At 44.7% G+C, this 15,214-nt stretch carries 17 protein-coding genes; 2 read left to right on the forward strand and 15 right to left on the reverse strand.

Features of this window, described 5'->3' with window-relative positions; genetic code table 11:
• Nucleotides 1–10 precede the first annotated feature (10 nt).
• The 15 genes from obgE to BN3261_RS07260 all read right to left on the reverse strand — a co-directional run bounded on the left by obgE (nucleotide 11) and on the right by BN3261_RS07260 (nucleotide 12,380).
• On the reverse strand, nucleotides 11–1,303 hold the full coding sequence (gene obgE, locus BN3261_RS07190) for a GTPase ObgE (protein ID WP_059085870.1): 1,293 nt from the start codon (nucleotides 1,301–1,303) through the stop codon (nucleotides 11–13).
• Between the two features lie 64 nt (nucleotides 1,304–1,367).
• Nucleotides 1,368–1,655: a 50S ribosomal protein L27 gene (gene rpmA, locus BN3261_RS07195; protein ID WP_015525168.1), complete on the reverse strand. Its 288-nt coding sequence runs from the start codon at nucleotides 1,653–1,655 to the stop codon at nucleotides 1,368–1,370.
• A 5-nt stretch (nucleotides 1,656–1,660) separates the two neighbouring features.
• Complete coding sequence (locus BN3261_RS07200; protein ID WP_015525169.1) at nucleotides 1,661–1,981, reverse strand: ribosomal-processing cysteine protease Prp; 321 nt, start codon at nucleotides 1,979–1,981, stop codon at nucleotides 1,661–1,663.
• 12 nt (nucleotides 1,982–1,993) lie between these two features.
• Nucleotides 1,994–2,299: a 50S ribosomal protein L21 gene (gene rplU / locus BN3261_RS07205; RefSeq protein ID WP_015525170.1), complete on the reverse strand. Its 306-nt coding sequence runs from the start codon at nucleotides 2,297–2,299 to the stop codon at nucleotides 1,994–1,996.
• Between the two features lie 141 nt (nucleotides 2,300–2,440).
• Nucleotides 2,441–3,664, reverse strand: coding sequence for a ribonuclease E/G (locus BN3261_RS07210; protein WP_059085871.1), 1,224 nt, complete (start codon nucleotides 3,662–3,664; stop codon nucleotides 2,441–2,443).
• Nucleotides 3,648–4,364 (reverse strand): TIGR03936 family radical SAM-associated protein, encoded by a 717-nt coding sequence (locus tag BN3261_RS07215; protein ID WP_334292506.1) that lies wholly within the window; start codon nucleotides 4,362–4,364, stop codon nucleotides 3,648–3,650. The genes BN3261_RS07210 and BN3261_RS07215 overlap by 17 nt, the downstream gene beginning before the upstream one ends.
• Entirely contained in the window at nucleotides 4,339–6,210 is a 1,872-nt protein-coding gene (locus tag BN3261_RS07220) for a TIGR03960 family B12-binding radical SAM protein (protein ID WP_059085873.1), read from the reverse strand. The genes BN3261_RS07215 and BN3261_RS07220 overlap by 26 nt, the downstream gene beginning before the upstream one ends.
• A 434-nt stretch (nucleotides 6,211–6,644) precedes the next feature.
• Complete coding sequence (locus BN3261_RS07225) at nucleotides 6,645–6,968, reverse strand: hypothetical protein (protein ID WP_199874105.1); 324 nt, start codon at nucleotides 6,966–6,968, stop codon at nucleotides 6,645–6,647.
• Entirely contained in the window at nucleotides 6,941–7,126 is a 186-nt protein-coding gene (locus tag BN3261_RS07230; RefSeq protein ID WP_199874106.1) for an alpha/beta hydrolase fold domain-containing protein, read from the reverse strand. The genes BN3261_RS07225 and BN3261_RS07230 overlap by 28 nt, the downstream gene beginning before the upstream one ends.
• 17 nt (nucleotides 7,127–7,143) lie before the next feature.
• Nucleotides 7,144–7,413, reverse strand: a complete 270-nt coding sequence (locus tag BN3261_RS07235) for a carboxylesterase family protein (RefSeq protein WP_059085876.1) — start codon at nucleotides 7,411–7,413, stop codon at nucleotides 7,144–7,146.
• Nucleotides 7,414–7,445: 32 nt separating this feature from the next.
• Complete coding sequence (locus tag BN3261_RS07240) at nucleotides 7,446–7,907, reverse strand: NUDIX hydrolase (RefSeq protein WP_022427260.1); 462 nt, start codon at nucleotides 7,905–7,907, stop codon at nucleotides 7,446–7,448.
• Nucleotides 7,908–7,929: 22 nt separating this feature from the next.
• On the reverse strand, nucleotides 7,930–8,856 hold the full coding sequence (locus tag BN3261_RS07245; protein WP_059085877.1) for an AEC family transporter: 927 nt from the start codon (nucleotides 8,854–8,856) through the stop codon (nucleotides 7,930–7,932).
• A gap of 39 nt (nucleotides 8,857–8,895) precedes the next feature.
• Nucleotides 8,896–10,344, reverse strand: coding sequence for a P-loop NTPase family protein (locus tag BN3261_RS07250; RefSeq protein ID WP_059085878.1), 1,449 nt, complete (start codon nucleotides 10,342–10,344; stop codon nucleotides 8,896–8,898).
• Nucleotides 10,345–10,365: 21 nt separating this feature from the next.
• Nucleotides 10,366–11,067 carry a DNA alkylation repair protein gene (locus BN3261_RS07255; RefSeq protein WP_059085879.1) on the reverse strand — a complete coding sequence of 234 codons (702 nt, stop codon included), beginning with the start codon at nucleotides 11,065–11,067 and terminating at the stop codon, nucleotides 10,366–10,368.
• The gene (locus BN3261_RS07260) at nucleotides 11,064–12,380 is read right to left on the reverse strand and encodes a Na+/H+ antiporter NhaC family protein (RefSeq protein WP_330383251.1); all 1,317 of its coding nucleotides are present in this window, start codon (nucleotides 12,378–12,380) and stop codon (nucleotides 11,064–11,066) included. Before BN3261_RS07260 ends, BN3261_RS07255 begins: the two co-directional genes overlap by 4 nt.
• Before the next feature lie 314 nt (nucleotides 12,381–12,694).
• Here BN3261_RS07260 and BN3261_RS07265 point away from each other — a divergent pair, with 314 nt between their 5' ends.
• Both BN3261_RS07265 and BN3261_RS07270 read left to right on the forward strand, forming a co-directional pair.
• Nucleotides 12,695–14,278 (forward strand): glucose-6-phosphate isomerase, encoded by a 1,584-nt coding sequence (locus BN3261_RS07265; RefSeq protein ID WP_059085881.1) that lies wholly within the window; start codon nucleotides 12,695–12,697, stop codon nucleotides 14,276–14,278.
• Between the two features lie 87 nt (nucleotides 14,279–14,365).
• Nucleotides 14,366–15,196, forward strand: coding sequence for a Cof-type HAD-IIB family hydrolase (locus BN3261_RS07270; RefSeq protein ID WP_059085882.1), 831 nt, complete (start codon nucleotides 14,366–14,368; stop codon nucleotides 15,194–15,196).
• Nucleotides 15,197–15,214: the final 18 nt, after the last annotated feature.

Below are 15,214 nucleotides of genomic sequence, written 5' to 3' on the forward strand. Positions count from 1 at the left end.
GTCATACCTCTTATTTATAATAATCAAAATCAAAGCCATACATACGAACCGTATCGCCTTCCTGGATACCGGCTTTTTCCAGTTCCTCCAGGATACCGCCCTCTTTCAGGAATTTCTGGAAGAAGGCAAATCCCTTCTCAGAATCCAGATTTGTATAGCCAAGCATTTTTTCAATCTTAGGACCTTCCACAAGGAATACTTCCGGATCTTCCTCGCTGCGCTCCACAGTAAACGGAAGATTTTCATTTACAAGAACATCTTCCGGGAAGAATTCCTGTTCAAACACTACCGGTTTCATCGGGCTCTTATCCAGAAGCTCTTTCACATGGAAAAGGAGTTCTCTGACACCCTGCCCGGTAACGGCTGAGATTGGATAAACCGAAATACCCTGTGGCTCAAATTCTGCTTTCAGTTGATCAATAGGGCTTTCTTCGCCATCATCAAAAATACAGTCAATCTTGTTGGCTGCGATCACCTGCGGTCTTGCTGCAATTTCCGGATTGTAGGCCTCCAGTTCTTTATTGATCTTGTAGATATCCTCCACTGGATCACGACCTTCTACGGAAGCGGCATCTACAATGTGGATAATAACTCGTGTACGCTCAATATGACGGAGGAATTCATGTCCAAGTCCCACACCTTCTGATGCACCCTCGATCAGTCCCGGGATATCCGCGATAACAAAACCGCCGTTATCAGTATCTACAACTCCAAGATTAGGGCTCAATGTTGTAAAATGATAGTTGGCGATCTTCGGCTGTGCATTTGTCACACGGGAAAGGAAAGTAGATTTACCAACATTTGGAAATCCTACCAGACCAACATCTGCGATCACTTTAAGCTCAAGGAGAACCTCAAGTTCCTGAGCCGGCTGTCCAGGCTGGGCATATTTCGGTACCTGCATGGTAGCTGTTGCATAGTGCTGATTGCCTTTTCCACCACGACCGCCTTTTAATACGATCTGTCTGCGATTCTCACCGGACATATCCGCGATGACCTTGCCGGATTCCGCATCCATGATCACCGTACCTTCCGGAACCTTCAGGACCACATCCTTACCATCTGCACCATGGCAGCGTTTTTTACCGCCTTCCTGGCCATCCTCAGCTTTATATTTTCTTCTGTGTCTGTAGTCTCCGAGAGTATTCTGGCCCTCGTCGATCTCAAAAATCACATCACCGCCACGGCCACCATCGCCGCCATCCGGCCCGCCATTGGGTACATACAGCTCACGTCGGAAGCTTACATGTCCGTCGCCGCCTTTACCGGAACGGATAATGATCCTTGCTCTATCTGCAAACATATTACACCTCTATTCCAAAAAAAGGCTCCAAACCGGATCGATTTGAAGCCTTTTACCTATTTCATTACTCTGCGTCTACAGGAACGATAGAAACCTGTTTCTTATCGCGACCTTTTCTTGTGAATCTTACGACTCCGTCTGTAAGTGCAAATAAAGTATAGTCTTTACCGCAGCCTACGTTTTCACCTGGGTGAATCTTGGTTCCGCGCTGTCTGTAAAGAATGTTTCCGGCTTTTACAAACTGTCCGTCTGCTCTTTTCGCACCTAATCTCTTAGACTCGGAATCACGACCGTTCTTTGTAGAACCAACTCCCTTTTTATGTGCGAATAACTGAAGGTTCATCTTCATCATTGTTGTTACACCTCCTTGACTTTTACTGTCAAATATCGATTGTTATAACTACCAGCAATTTCCGTCAGACCGAGAAGTAAGGAATCCATAAGGAGCATCCCCCGTTCAGAAAGATCATTTCTGAAATGAATGGAAACAAATCCATCCTTTTCCTGCACATCAAATTTATCATCTGTGAATTTCTCAAGAGAATTCACCGTGGTAATGATCAGTGCAGATACCGCAGCACAGACAATATCCTGTCCGGCTTCTGCATAACCGGCATGTCCCTTCGAAATAAATTCTTCGTAAGATCCGTTTTTCTTTCTGACTTTAATTGTAATCATGATGACACCAGATTAACCGTTAATCTTTTCGATCTTAACTTTGGTGTACTGCTGTCTATGTCCGTTTTTCTTGTGATATCCAGTTTTGCGTTTGTATTTGTAAACGATGACCTTGCGATTCTTACCGTTTTCAACTACAGAAGCGGTAACACTGGCATCTTTTACATCCTCGCCAACCTTTAATCCGTCATTGCTGACTGCGATCACGTTGTCAAATGTTACGGTTTCACCAGCTTCTACACCGAGCTTTTCAACTTTAATTACGTCACCCTCGGCAACCTTGTACTGTTTACCACCTGTTGCAATAATTGCGTACATCTGTGGCACCTCCTAATTATTTACTCGCCAAATTCGGTGGCTCCTGTTCTGAAACTGAAGCTCTTTAACCTCTTTGTGCGGCATACTCGATTATCATAACAGTAACATACTGTTATGTCAATAGTTTTTTTGATATTTTTATTATTTTTTTGTAAGCTCCCGAATGTCCTCGATCACCGGACGTCTTACTTTCTTTCTGGTCATTTCCAGGATATGCAATGGTGTGATATCAATGGCCCTGCTCTTTATCGGATCTTTTCTGAGGAGCTTCTGTAAAACATGAAAGAGTTCATCTCTGTGATCCGGATTTTCCATGTTGATAAAATCGATCAGGATAATACCTGAAAGATTACGCAGCCGTAACTGCCGACCGATCTCCGCAGCCGCTTCCAGATTGATCTTGCGGAAGGTTTCTTCCATTTTCTTCTTTCCGGTATATTTTCCACTGTTTACATCAATGGATACAAAGGCCTCCGTCTGCTGGATCACCAGAAATCCGCCGCTGTTCAGCCATACTTTTTCTTTCTGGATCGCATCCAGTGCAGTTTCCACGCGATACAGCTTATAAAGCGGAAGAAGTTTGTCCTGATAAAAACGAAGCTTTTCTTTAAGCTCCGGGCTGATCTCTTCCAGATATCCCAGGATCATTTCTCTGATTTCCGGCACATCGGTAATGATCTCATCCAGGTCACGACCATAAGCATCCCTTACAGCAGCCACATAAAATGGTTCTGTCTCCAGTACAAGACTGAAACAGGTACGGTTCCGTCCCTGAACTACGGCTTTATGGTAGCGGCCCTTCAGCCACTCCAGTTCCTTCAGGATCTCTTCTTTGGAAGCGTCTGCGGCATTGGTCCGGACAATGATACCGAATTCCTTATCCGGACGCTCTGCTTCCTCTTTCAGCCATCCGCTGAGGCGATGGCGATCTTCCAGTGCCAGCTTGGAAGACAGACCAAACTTTTTATCTCCTGTAGTGAGAACAAGATATCTTCCCGTAAAATTCAGATTGGATGTCAGTGCCGGAAGTTTTCCCTTCATGGCATCCCTGCTCACCTGTACCAGGAGCTCATCTCCAGGCCGCAATGGTCCGTTTCCTTTTCTTCCTGCGGAAAAAACAGCTCTCTGTGCCTCCGCAAGAGAATAGTAGCATCTCTTTCCCGGTTCGATCTGCACAAAAGCCGCCTGGATATTGGATGCGATATTTTCAACCTGCCCGGTGTATATATTTCCAAGAATGGATTTTTCCTGATCGGATTCCAGTCGGATCTCAACGATCCGTTCCTCCTCCGAAAGAGCCGCTACTGTACAGGGCACACCATGGATCTCCATTCTTGTTATGATCAGTTTACTCAATTTCCTCACCTAATGATTCCAGAGTCACAAAACGTGGGCTTGCATTTTCTCCTTTATCGGCATACATTTCCAGACGTTTCACTGTGAAGGCAAATTCCGGAAGTTCTTCTCCAATCCAGTGGAAAAATGTGTTTGTTACCATCTCCGGCTTCGTATAATTAGAGCTTGCAGATGCCAGCATATAAAAGAACCCATTCTCTCTTACTTCCATTTTATAGATATTCGGACGAAGATCGATCTCCTTTTCGCTGCGCTTGGTCTGCTTGGTCACTTTGATCTCCGGCTGTGCCAGAAATTCTTTCACACGGTTTTTCCAGTCAATAGAAGGCTCTTTGCCCGGACGGAATTCCACAAGATAATCTGCTGCTGCCACCAGTGCCATCGCTTTACCCGCTTTTCCATCCTCTACCTTGCGGACGCTAACGATATGCATCCCCTCTGCCATCTGTTCCTCCAGACGGGCTGCGATCTCTGCAGTAGGCATATCTTCTGCCATTTCCAGGTCAAAATAATCTCCGAGACTCTCCATCCCCACTCCAAGTGGAACCGCAAAAGACATGATCATATGCGGGCTGTATCCACCGGAAAACGCTACCGGAAGTTCTGCACGACGAAGTGCTTTCTGGAAATAACGCATGGTATCCAGATGTCCCACAAACTTCATAGGACCCTCTTTGCTGAATTTAATTCTTACCTTCAAGGCAGACACCTCCTTTAAATTTCATAGCTCCACATGCGGAACATTTCTGACGGCAGTTTTCCGTCACAACACCCTCTTTTGCACGCTGCCATTCACGCTCCAGGAATCTGCGGCTGACACCGGTATCAATGAAATCCCATGGAAGGATCTCATCCAGGCTTCTTTCACGAAGTGTGTAGAATGTCATATCCACTCCGCATTCAGCCATAGCTTCCTTCCAGATATCATAATCAAAATTCTCTGTCCAGGCATCGTAAAGGGCACCTTTTTCATAAGCCCTCAGGATCACATCCGCGCATCGTCTGTCCCCGCGTGCGAGAAATCCTTCCAGAGCTGTTACATCCGGTTCATGCCAGTTATAACGGATACTTCTCTGATTCAGCTGGGCGCGGACCTCATTTTTAACCACCTTGGCTTTTTCCACAAAATCCTGCTCTGTATACATTGGGGCCCACTGAAATGGGGTAAACGGCTTCGGCACAAAGAAAGATGTGCTGACGTTGATCTGTACCTTACCTTTACGCTGTTCTTTCGGAACTACCTCATAATAGGTCTCTGCGATCTTCTGTGCCAGATGAGCAATTCCCTTCATATCGTCTTCTGTTTCTGTGGGAAGACCGAGCATAAAGTAAAGCTTCACCTGATTCCAGCCACCCTTGAATGCTTCGCCCGCACCATGGAGGATCACTTCCTCTGTCAGACCTTTGTTGATAACGTCACGAAGTCGCTGAGAACCGGCCTCAGGAGCAAAAGTCAGGCTGCTTTTCTTTACATCCTGCACTTTACTCATAACATCCAGTGCAAACGCATCGATCCTGAGAGATGGTAAGGAAATATTAACAGCCTTTCCATGAAACTCTTCGATCAGGAAGTTCACCAGTTCTTTCAGCTGGGAATAGTCACTGGAGCTTAAGGAACTAAGGGAAATCTCTTCGTGTCCTGTATTTTTCAGCATGATACGCGCCGATTCCTTCAAAGTCTCCACATCACGTTCACGGGTCGGACGATAGATCATACCTGCCTGGCAGAAACGACAGCCTCGAATGCATCCTCTCTGGATCTCAAGAGTTACACGATCCTGTGTTGCCTTAATGTGAGGAACGACCGGTGCCTCCACAGCACGATATTCCTTTTCCATATCAATGATCAGCTGTTTCTGGACCTTCTCAGGAACACCATCCGCCGTCGGTGCAAAGGATGCGATCGTACCATCTTCTTTATAGGTAACTTCATAGAGAGACGGAACATAAATTCCAGGAATCTTAGCTGCTGCCAGAAGGAAATCTCTCCTGCTGCCGCCAGCCTTTTTATTGGCCTTGTATGCATCAAAAAGTGCATCATAAACCGTTTCCCCTTCTCCGATATAAAACATATCAAAAAAAGGTGCCAGCGGCTCCGGATTATACGCACAGGCACCGCCACCAATCACAATAGGAAAATCCTCACCACGGTCTGCGCTCTTCAACGGGATACCACTGAGATCCAGTACCTGCAGAATATTGGTGTAGCACATTTCGTACCCAATCGTAATTCCAAGAAAATCAAAATCCCGGATCGGTTCCTGGGATTCCAATGCAAACAACGGAATCTTCTTCTCCCTCATCACCTTATCCAGATCCGGCCATGGAGAAAAGAGGCGCTCACACCATACGTCCTCACGCTGGTTGAACATGTTATAGAGAATCATCATGCCCAGGTTTGACATGCCGATCTCGTAGACATCCGGGAAGCACATTGCAAAACGGATATCTACCGCATTTTTATCTTTCATTACGGAGTTGACTTCACCGCCGATATAGCGGGCAGCTTTGTCAACTTTGAGCAAAATTTCATCACTTAATGCTAATTTTCTCATTCTATTCCTTTCTAAAATTAGTAATATTTCACAAAGAATTTAAAGATATAAAATTCAGTGAAACATCAAAAATGTTTATATTTGTAAGCCAATTCTTGTGTAAAAAGTTGCTATAAAATGGTGCCCAAAACCCCGTTTGGTCAAAAATGGACATTTTTTCAACTTGCCAACAACGGTTATCATTACCCTCAAACAGTTAATATCCTGCGGATTTTCGCGAACTTATCGTAAAGAAAAATGGCATTTTGTATATTAAAATACAATGCAATGCCAAATATCACTAATAGCACAAAATTGACATACCTTCTCCCTATTATAATCATCTATGGTTAGGATTTCAAGAAAATTGTGTTCTTAACTGTATATAGCGATTGCATCCTTGTGCAGGGAGAATAATCCGGACCCGGACTCCAGTAAGGTTTCCTGGCATTTCATCAGTATTTAAGAAGAAATTCCACCATCTGCGTATTTGCACATTTACTTTCCTCCATTTCAGGATAAGCTGTGACCAGAAATGACGGTGGCAGGTTTCGGATAATTTCTTTGTTTTCCGGATTTATATATGGATAAAACGAACTCTTTTTCCAGTGTTTCCCGTAAATATAGGAGGGAAGAAAAATCCCTATACTGTCCGGTTTGGTTGTATAATACATTCCACTTGCCAGACCCAGCGCCCGAATTTTCAGATCATTTGGAACAACCTGAAAAGCCTTTGCCAATTCAGGACTTTTTAACATAGCGGCCAGATATACGCACACAGGCTCGCCCCCGCACTGGTTCCTGTCATATAAATATGTTCTCCGTCACCATCATAGGTTTCAAAATATCTCTTTGCATTTCCCATTCCTGTCATCAGATCCTTAAGAATCTGCGGAAACAACGCTTCCGGTGCAAGCGGATATTCAAATGAGAACACCAAAAAACCTCTCTGACTCATTTCTGCACAGAACAAATGGCCCTCTTCTTTTTCCCAAGGAGAAAACCGCCCCCGTGCAGGTTAAACATGACTGGAAGTTTTCCTTCATAATTTCGGGGACGGTAAATATCCATGAAATGACAGGGCTTTCCATCTCCCATATAGTCAATGTTACAAATGAGTTCCACATCTTCCGGAAACGGATATTCCGCTTCATGTTTTTTCAGAAAATTATCAAGAAGTTTTTCTTTTTTTGCGGTTTGCTGTGCAATCATTTTATTAAACATGATTTCCCCTCCAGCTATGAAACAATCTACTATTAATACAAATGAATTTTCTTCTCTACAAGTCTGTCACCTTCATACTGCAATTTTACAGAAAAAAAGCGTTTTTCTCCTGAAAGGAGCAGATCAAGAAATACCTGATCCCCCTCCCATGCCGGAAGATTCGGCACCATGGCTTTGTCAACCCAGCAAAGTTCTCCCTCATCACATTCAATCAGTTCTCCTGTATATTCATCGGCCGTGAACACACACATAAGTTCTGATTCGCATTCACTGTTTATAAATGTCACCAGGCCACGGAACTTATAGGAGGTAAGTGTCAGCCCTGTTTCCTCTTTCACCTCACGAACAAGGCATTCTTCCGGAGTTTCCTGACTTTCCACATGCCCGCCAACGCCGATCCATTTGCCCTCATTCATATCATCCTGTTTTTTTACTCTGTGAAGCATCAGGAATTTATCATCGTTTTCTATATAACATAATGTCGTTGTCGTCATTTGATCCCTTCTTTCAGTTCCATCATCCTGCCACTGCCAGTGTGATATAAACCAGGATTGAGACCACACAATACAGAGAATTTGTTGTGGATGCATAGGCACTGCTCTCTTTCTTTCTCAGAAAAGTCTGCATACTGAATGTAGCAGGCGAGGACATATATGTAATAACCGCCAGGTTCAGAAGCCTGGAACCTCCTACCAAATATTTTACTGCCATGAGAACTCCCGCAATCATCACTGCCTGCAAAAGGACTCTCAGCAATATGGTTTTGAGGCAGGGGCTGATAAGTTCCGGCGCAAGTTCCATACTGTACCCAACTACAATAAGAATAATCGGCGTAATAGCCGTTGTCAGAATATTCTCCACACTGAGATAACAATTGCCAAAAGGACTGTCCAAAAGCCGGGTGATCATTCGTGTCAGTCCCACAATAATTCCAAGAACCGTTCCTATAAAAGCAGGGGTTCGCAATGCACTGTAAAACAGGCTTTTTGCATTGATCGTTTCCCCGTTTTCCGTCTGTCCCAGCATTCCCATATACACACTGAATCCAAAAAGAAGTCCCGCAATATCCAGCACTGCAATCTGTGAAAGATTTTCGCTGCCACAAAGACTTGTATACAACGGGTAAGCCATCATTCCACCTTCATAGATACAGATCAGAAACGGAAGATATTTCTTATATGGCTCGTCCATAAATCTTTTCATCCAGAATCCTGCCCCAAATGAAATCAAGAGCATCACAAACATGATCAGAACCAGAATTCCGATCTTTCCACTGTACTCTGCTGTTGCCAGTGCATGAAAAATTGCCACAGGAAGCATAATATTTGTTACCAGTGTTTTCATGTTATTGACACCACTCTGATCTAAAAGTTTCCATTTTCTGCACAGAATTCCAAGAATGATCATCGCCAGTACAGGCAAAACAATCTCCAAAACTTCCATCTCTCTGTCTTCCTCTCCATTGTCTTTAATCTTTTGTTTTTATCTGTTTCTGTGCATCTGCAAAATCTTCATCACCACTTCATATACCGCCATATTCTCTCTCACCACCAGAGCCAGGCTCTCTTTCGCCTGATTCAAAAGATGAAAAAGTTTTCGTACACTGGAATATTTTTCCGCAGAGCACCTGGATCTTAAATATCCTTTTTCGTCGTAATAATACTGTTCATCCAGCAATACAACGATCTTCTCCGCATCTCTCACTGCCTGGATACCAAGCTGTCCAGAACCCTCTGGCATCCGCTGCTGATATCCCTGTCCCGCAAAATCATTCAGAAAATTTTCCACCTCGCGGTCATTATTGGCATACACCACTGCAATATGCGGATACCATCTGGGGCTTCTTTTTTCCGGCAGGTGCATCATGTTCTGGATAAAAGAGGAAAGTTCCGCATTGGTACGGATCCGGTTTGTCAGATGGAATTTCTGAATCTCCGGTAGATTTCCCAGGCTTTCCACAATGCTACGATCCATCTCTTCCGGTGAGATCACATCCTCGGAATCACTGGAAAAGATCACCGGCCTGTGCTCACTCCATGTAAGCAGAACCGATAATTTTTCCAGGGACAGAAGATGTGCTTCATCTACCAGAATGCTGCTGTAACAGCCAAGATCCGTCGTTCCGTCCAGCTGAGTATCTGCTAGAAAATCTATCCGCCGCAGACGTTCATGAAGAATCTTCCATTCTTTTCCCGCCTCTCCACAGTGAATGATACAGACTCTCTGGCGCACGGACAACTTCATCGCAATATCATAAAGCAACAATGTTTTTCCGGTTCCTGGAAGTCCGCTGAACCAGAAATATCCTCCTCTTTCTCCACGTATTCTCTTCAGAATCTGCCGTTCAATATCTCTCTGCTGGGAAGTAAGGAAATACTCTTTTTTGAGAAAACGCTCCGGTTCTGTCAGCGGAGAGATCAGATAAAGCTCTGCCTGAAACAGATCCTCGATATCTCCCTCATAGTCCGAGCTTTCTTTCTCCAATGCAATACATAGCTGTTTCCAGTCCCCCTCCACAATGTGATCATGATTGGTCAGTCTCACCAGATGATCTTCACTGCTGATATAGGTATACGACAGGATCGGTTTTCCAAAAACAGACAGATAATACCGGTTCTGGATCAGCTGTCTCCGGATAGCCTCGTCCGACACAATGCCGCTTTTCAGTTCAATATTCACGATCTGGTCATCTTTGATCTGAAGAAGATCGAACTCCTTTCCAAGCTTCGGGATCTGAAACGAATAGAAAAAGCGCAGCTTATACACTTCCTCCATATGCAGTTCCAGTTGCTTCACCAGTGCTTTCATACTTTCCAGTTCCCATTCTTTGATCCTGAGAAAAAAATCTCTGCCGGAAAGCTGGCGTTCCAGCTTCTGGACACATTCCATATTCTGATTTCTTGTAAGTGCATAGATCGATATTGCCTTCATATTCCAACCCTTACCTGCTGTTTATTTCTTTATCCGCAGTGTCCTGAGATGATCCTTCTGCTCCTGTGTGATCCGGTAGCTTTCAATGGATTTCTGGATCGTCTTGTTATGAGTCCAAATATCCATTCTCTGCTCTTCCAGGAATGGAAGGATCTTCTCATACTGTTTTGCCAGCGCTGTAGCAAAATACCAGGCTCGCATCATATTTACATAATATTCTTCCGAGCGGATCGTTGCCACTTTCTCCGGATATTCCGGTTTAAATCCTTCGTCCAGATAATGGCGCATCAGCATACTGATCCCGAACCGGATGATATACGGCTTATCCGACTCCATCCAGCGATAAATCTCCCGGATAAATATATCACGGTGTTTTTTCATCATATGGAGCGCCAGCAGATCACAGGTCGCCCAGTTATCAATGTGCGGAAGAAAACGCTCCAGTTCTTTCAGACATTTATCATAATCTCTGATCTGCTCGATCAGCAGGCCATGGAGATTATTTTCCTCATAATACTGATGAGGAAGAACCTTCAGGAACATTTCGGATCTTTCTGTTTTTCCAAATTCTTTTGCAAATTTCCGGAGTATCGGTGTCCGGATACCGATGATCTTTTCTTTCTCCACAGTCGGAACCAGCCTTGCATGAAAATCCCGATATCCTGTATCCTGCATTTCAAACAGTCTTTTCCGGACATCCCGGATCATCTCTTCCTGATTCATTTATCATCCCCGCCTTTTATACCAAAGATCGCGATCAGAGAACTCACAAGCAGAAGCATGGGGTAAAACAGTTTCGGCATGATCTGAAAAGCAGAAAGCTCAAATCCCAGTTCCTTTGCCGCAGAAATGGCAACCAGCATCTGGGCTCCATATGGGATCACCCCCTGGAAAATACAGGAAAATGTATCCAGGATAGAAGCTGTCTTTCTGGAAGTGATCTTATATTCCAGCGCCATTTCTTTTGCAATGGGGTTGGCCATAACAATGGCCACCGTATTATTGGCTGTTGCGATATCCATAGTTCCAACCAGAAGTCCCATACCAAGAAGTCCGCCTTTTTTCCCTTTAAAAACTCTCTGTATTCCAGAAAGCAGTGCTTCAAAGCCTCCATGCTCCCGGATCAGCGCACACATGGCTGCTACAAGGATAGCCACCATACAGGTCTCGAACATTCCGGAAACACCAGATCCTATATTGGTCAGAAGCTCCACCGGTGTGATATGTCCTCCAAGAAGCATGATAAATGCGCCGGAGATAATTCCGATCAGAAGTACCACAAATACATTGATGCCAATGATCCCGCCGATCAGCACCAGAACATATGGAAAGATCTGTATAAGATGATAATCCTGTACCACTCTTCCCTGGATCTCTGTCTGAAAAGACAGGATAAGGATCAGGAGCAGTGTAACAACAGCTGCCGGAAATGCGATCCAGAAATTTTCCCGGAATTTATCTTTCATCTGACAGCCCTGACCGTTGCAGGCTGCGATCGTGGTATCAGAAATAAAAGAAAGGTTGTCACCAAACATGGCTCCTCCCATCACCGATGCCACACAAAATGCCATATCAAAACCGGAAGCTTTGGAAACCGCTACCGCAATAGGGGTAAGAAGCGTGATCGTCCCAACGGAAGTTCCCATAGCCACAGATACGAAGCAGGCAACTACAAACAATACCGCAACAGAAAAACGTGCAGGTATCAGAGAAAGCATACAGTAGGCCACACTTTCTGCACTGCTGCGCCCTACAACACCCACAAAAGAGCCGGCAGTCAGAAAAATCAGAAGCATGGTGATGATATTTTTATCTCCTACTCCTTTTGCCATAAGCTCCAGCTTTCTGTCAAAGCTGATCGTTCTGTTCTGAACACATGCCACCAGGATCGCAGACAGAAAAGCCACAACGATCGGTACATTATAAAATCCCATAGGGATCTTCATCACATACTCAAACAAAATCCCCAGTCCCAGATACAGGACCAGAAAAACACCGATAGGCAGCAGTGCGATCACATTTCCTTTTTTCTTCATTTCCTCCATAAAACAATTCCCTTCATCACTTATTATTTTCCCGGCTTTTTTCTCCGGGTGATCTGTTTTCTATCATATCATATTTCCCCATTCCTGTCCTGCTGCTGACGGAAACTTCTTCATATTTCCGTCACGATCCTGTTATCTCTGATATTTTTTACCTTATTTAACAAGATTTTCACCAATTAAATCGTTCCTTCCGTTGAAATCCAAAGCTTTTTTCAGTATAATTGGCTGTAGACAATTGTGAAAAAGATATCCGAAGGATTTATGTTGATATCTCTGATCACAGTCATTAAAGGAGGAATATGATTATGGCAACATGGAAAAATCTGGACACTCTTGCTTCTTACAGCAAACTTAACAGTCTGAAAGATCACGTGAACATTGCAGAGGCAATGTCCGGCGAGCAGGGTGCAGAACGTGTAAAGAAGTACAGCGTACCGATGGCAGCAGGTCTGGCTTACAATTACGCAGCTAAGGAAGTGGACAAGACCGTTCTTGACGCACTTTCCAAACTGGCTGATGAGGCAGAACTGATCGAAAAATTCCAGGAATTATATAACGGCGCAGTGATCAACACAGGCGAGAAACGTATGGTCCTTCATCATCTTGCACGTACACAGCTTGGCGAGCCTGTTGTTGTTGACGGTGTGGACAAGCGAGAATTCTATGTAGCTCAGCAGAAGAAAGCTGCAGATTTTGCAAACAAAGTACATGCAGGCGAGATCACAAATGAAGCCGGTGAGAAATTCACTACGGTTGTACAGATCGGTATCGGCGGAAGTGACCTGGGACCGCGTGCATTATATATCGCACTTGAGAACTGGGCAAAGGCAAACAACACCTTCAAGATGGAAGCAAAATTCATCAGCAACGTTGACCCGGATGATGCAGCTGCTGTTCTTGCATCTGTAGATCTTGCTCACTCTCTTTTCATCGTTGTATCCAAATCCGGTACAACACTTGAAACTCTGACAAATGAGGCATTCGTAAAAGACGCCCTTACAAAAGCGGGCCTGAACCCGTCCAGACATATGCTTGCTGTAACCAGTGAGACCTCTCCTCTTGCAAAGAGTGATGAGTACCTTACCGCTATTTTCATGGATGACTATATCGGCGGACGTTACTCTTCCGTTTCCGGCGTAGGCGGAGCGATCCTTTCCCTTGCATTCGGACCGGAAGTATTCGCAGACATCCTTGACGGAGCTGCCGAGGAGGATAAGCTTGCAACAAATAAGAACATTCTTGAGAACCCGGATATGCTGGATGCCCTGATCGGCGTTTATGAGAGAAATGTACAGGGATATCCTTCTACTGCAGTTTTACCATACTCACAGGCATTAAGCCGCTTCCCTGCTCATCTTCAGCAGTGTGATATGGAGTCTAACGGTAAATCTGTAAACCGCTTTGGTGAGCCAGTGGATTATGTGACCGGACCGGTGATCTTTGGTGAGCCAGGAACCAACGGACAGCACTCCTTCTACCAGCTTCTGCATCAGGGAACCAATATTGTTCCGCTTCAGTTCATCGGCTTTAAGAAGAGCCAGCTTGGTGTTGATGTTGATATCGAGAACAGCACAAGCCAGCAGAAGCTCTGTGCAAACGTTGCAGCACAGATCGTTGCTTTTGCATGTGGAAAAGAAGATGAGAACCTGAACAAAAACTTCAAGGGCGGACGTCCTTCCAGTATCATTGTTGGTGAGGAACTTACACCGAAGTCTCTGGGTGCGCTTCTTGCACACTTTGAGAACAAGATCATGTTCCAGGGCTTTGTATGGAACCTGAACAGCTTTGACCAGGAGGGTGTACAGCTTGGTAAGGTTCTTGCAAAACGTGTTCTCGCTCATGATACAGACGGAGCACTGAAAGTTTACAGTGATCTTCTTGATATCTGATAAACAGATAGGTACCGTCCCGGAAAATGTTTTTTCGGGACGGTTTTTCTGTATATGTGACCTTAACCGGGAAAGGAAATCTTAAATATGCAGCAGATAAAAATGATCGGTCTTGATCTGGACGGAACTCTTCTGAATACAAAAAAAGAACTCACAGAAAATACCAGGCGCGTTCTCAAGGAAGCTATTGATGCAGGTATCCTTGTTCTGATGGCTACCGGCCGGCCATATACCGGCATTCCCGCGGAACTGAGAAATTTTCCGGGAATTCACTATGCTCTCACCTCCAACGGAGCCAGAGTCCTTGATACAGACCATAATAAACTTCTTATCGAGCAGCTTCTTCCCATGGAAAGTGCAAAAAAAGCTCTCCGTATCTTTGAAAAATATGATACTTTAAGTGAGATCTATTTTGACGGCCAGGGATATGCAGACGCTGCCAAGCTTGATAATGTAGGAAAATACCATCACGACCCTAATATGTGGAATTATGTCCGTACTACCCGTATCGCGGTTCCGAACATCCAGGATGTCATTACAAAAGAAAACAGAAGCATGGATAAAGTCCAGGCGCTTTTTGCAGACATGGAGGAACGTGCCGCCGCCTGGAAGGAATTAAGTGAACTTAAGGAGCTGGAGCTTGTAGGCTCCTTAAGCTACAATATTGAGATCAACGCCGCCGGTGTCAACAAAGGAACCTCTCTTGTTGCTCTTGGCGAAATGCTGGGAATCCCAAGGGAATCCATTATGGCATGCGGAGACGGTGACAACGATGTCCATCTTCTCCGGGAAGTCGGTTTTGGCGTAGCCATGGCCAATGCACAGCCCCAGGTAAAAGAAGCAGCCGATTATATTACTGCTTCCAATGACGAAGACGGTGTAGCACGCGTCATTGAAAAGTTTGCGCTGCACCGATGAGATATTCTATTATGTATG

This window comes from Blautia massiliensis (ex Durand et al. 2017) (genome assembly GCF_001487165.1).
Classification (GTDB): Bacteria; Bacillota; Clostridia; order Lachnospirales; family Lachnospiraceae; genus Blautia_A; species Blautia_A fusiformis.

Excerpts from the sequence above, each read along its gene's own strand:
- obgE (WP_059085870.1), bottom strand. The coding sequence starts at position 1,303 with ATGTTTGCAGATAGAGCAAGGATCATTATCCGTTCCGGTAAAGGCGGC.
- rpmA (WP_015525168.1), bottom strand. The coding sequence starts at position 1,655 with ATGATGAAGATGAACCTTCAGTTATTCGCACATAAAAAGGGAGTTGGT.
- BN3261_RS07200 (WP_015525169.1), bottom strand. The coding sequence starts at position 1,981 with ATGATTACAATTAAAGTCAGAAAGAAAAACGGATCTTACGAAGAATTT.
- rplU (WP_015525170.1), bottom strand. The coding sequence starts at position 2,299 with ATGTACGCAATTATTGCAACAGGTGGTAAACAGTACAAGGTTGCCGAG.
- BN3261_RS07220 (WP_059085873.1), bottom strand. The coding sequence starts at position 6,210 with ATGAGAAAATTAGCATTAAGTGATGAAATTTTGCTCAAAGTTGACAAA.
- BN3261_RS07235 (WP_059085876.1), bottom strand. The coding sequence starts at position 7,413 with ATGTTTAATAAAATGATTGCACAGCAAACCGCAAAAAAAGAAAAACTT.
- BN3261_RS07240 (WP_022427260.1), bottom strand. The coding sequence starts at position 7,907 with ATGACGACAACGACATTATGTTATATAGAAAACGATGATAAATTCCTG.
- BN3261_RS07245 (WP_059085877.1), bottom strand. The coding sequence starts at position 8,856 with ATGGAAGTTTTGGAGATTGTTTTGCCTGTACTGGCGATGATCATTCTT.
- BN3261_RS07250 (WP_059085878.1), bottom strand. The coding sequence starts at position 10,344 with ATGAAGGCAATATCGATCTATGCACTTACAAGAAATCAGAATATGGAA.
- BN3261_RS07255 (WP_059085879.1), bottom strand. The coding sequence starts at position 11,067 with ATGAATCAGGAAGAGATGATCCGGGATGTCCGGAAAAGACTGTTTGAA.
- BN3261_RS07260 (WP_330383251.1), bottom strand. The coding sequence starts at position 12,380 with ATGAAGAAAAAAGGAAATGTGATCGCACTGCTGCCTATCGGTGTTTTT.
- BN3261_RS07265 (WP_059085881.1), top strand. The coding sequence starts at position 12,695 with ATGGCAACATGGAAAAATCTGGACACTCTTGCTTCTTACAGCAAACTT.
- BN3261_RS07270 (WP_059085882.1), top strand. The coding sequence starts at position 14,366 with ATGCAGCAGATAAAAATGATCGGTCTTGATCTGGACGGAACTCTTCTG.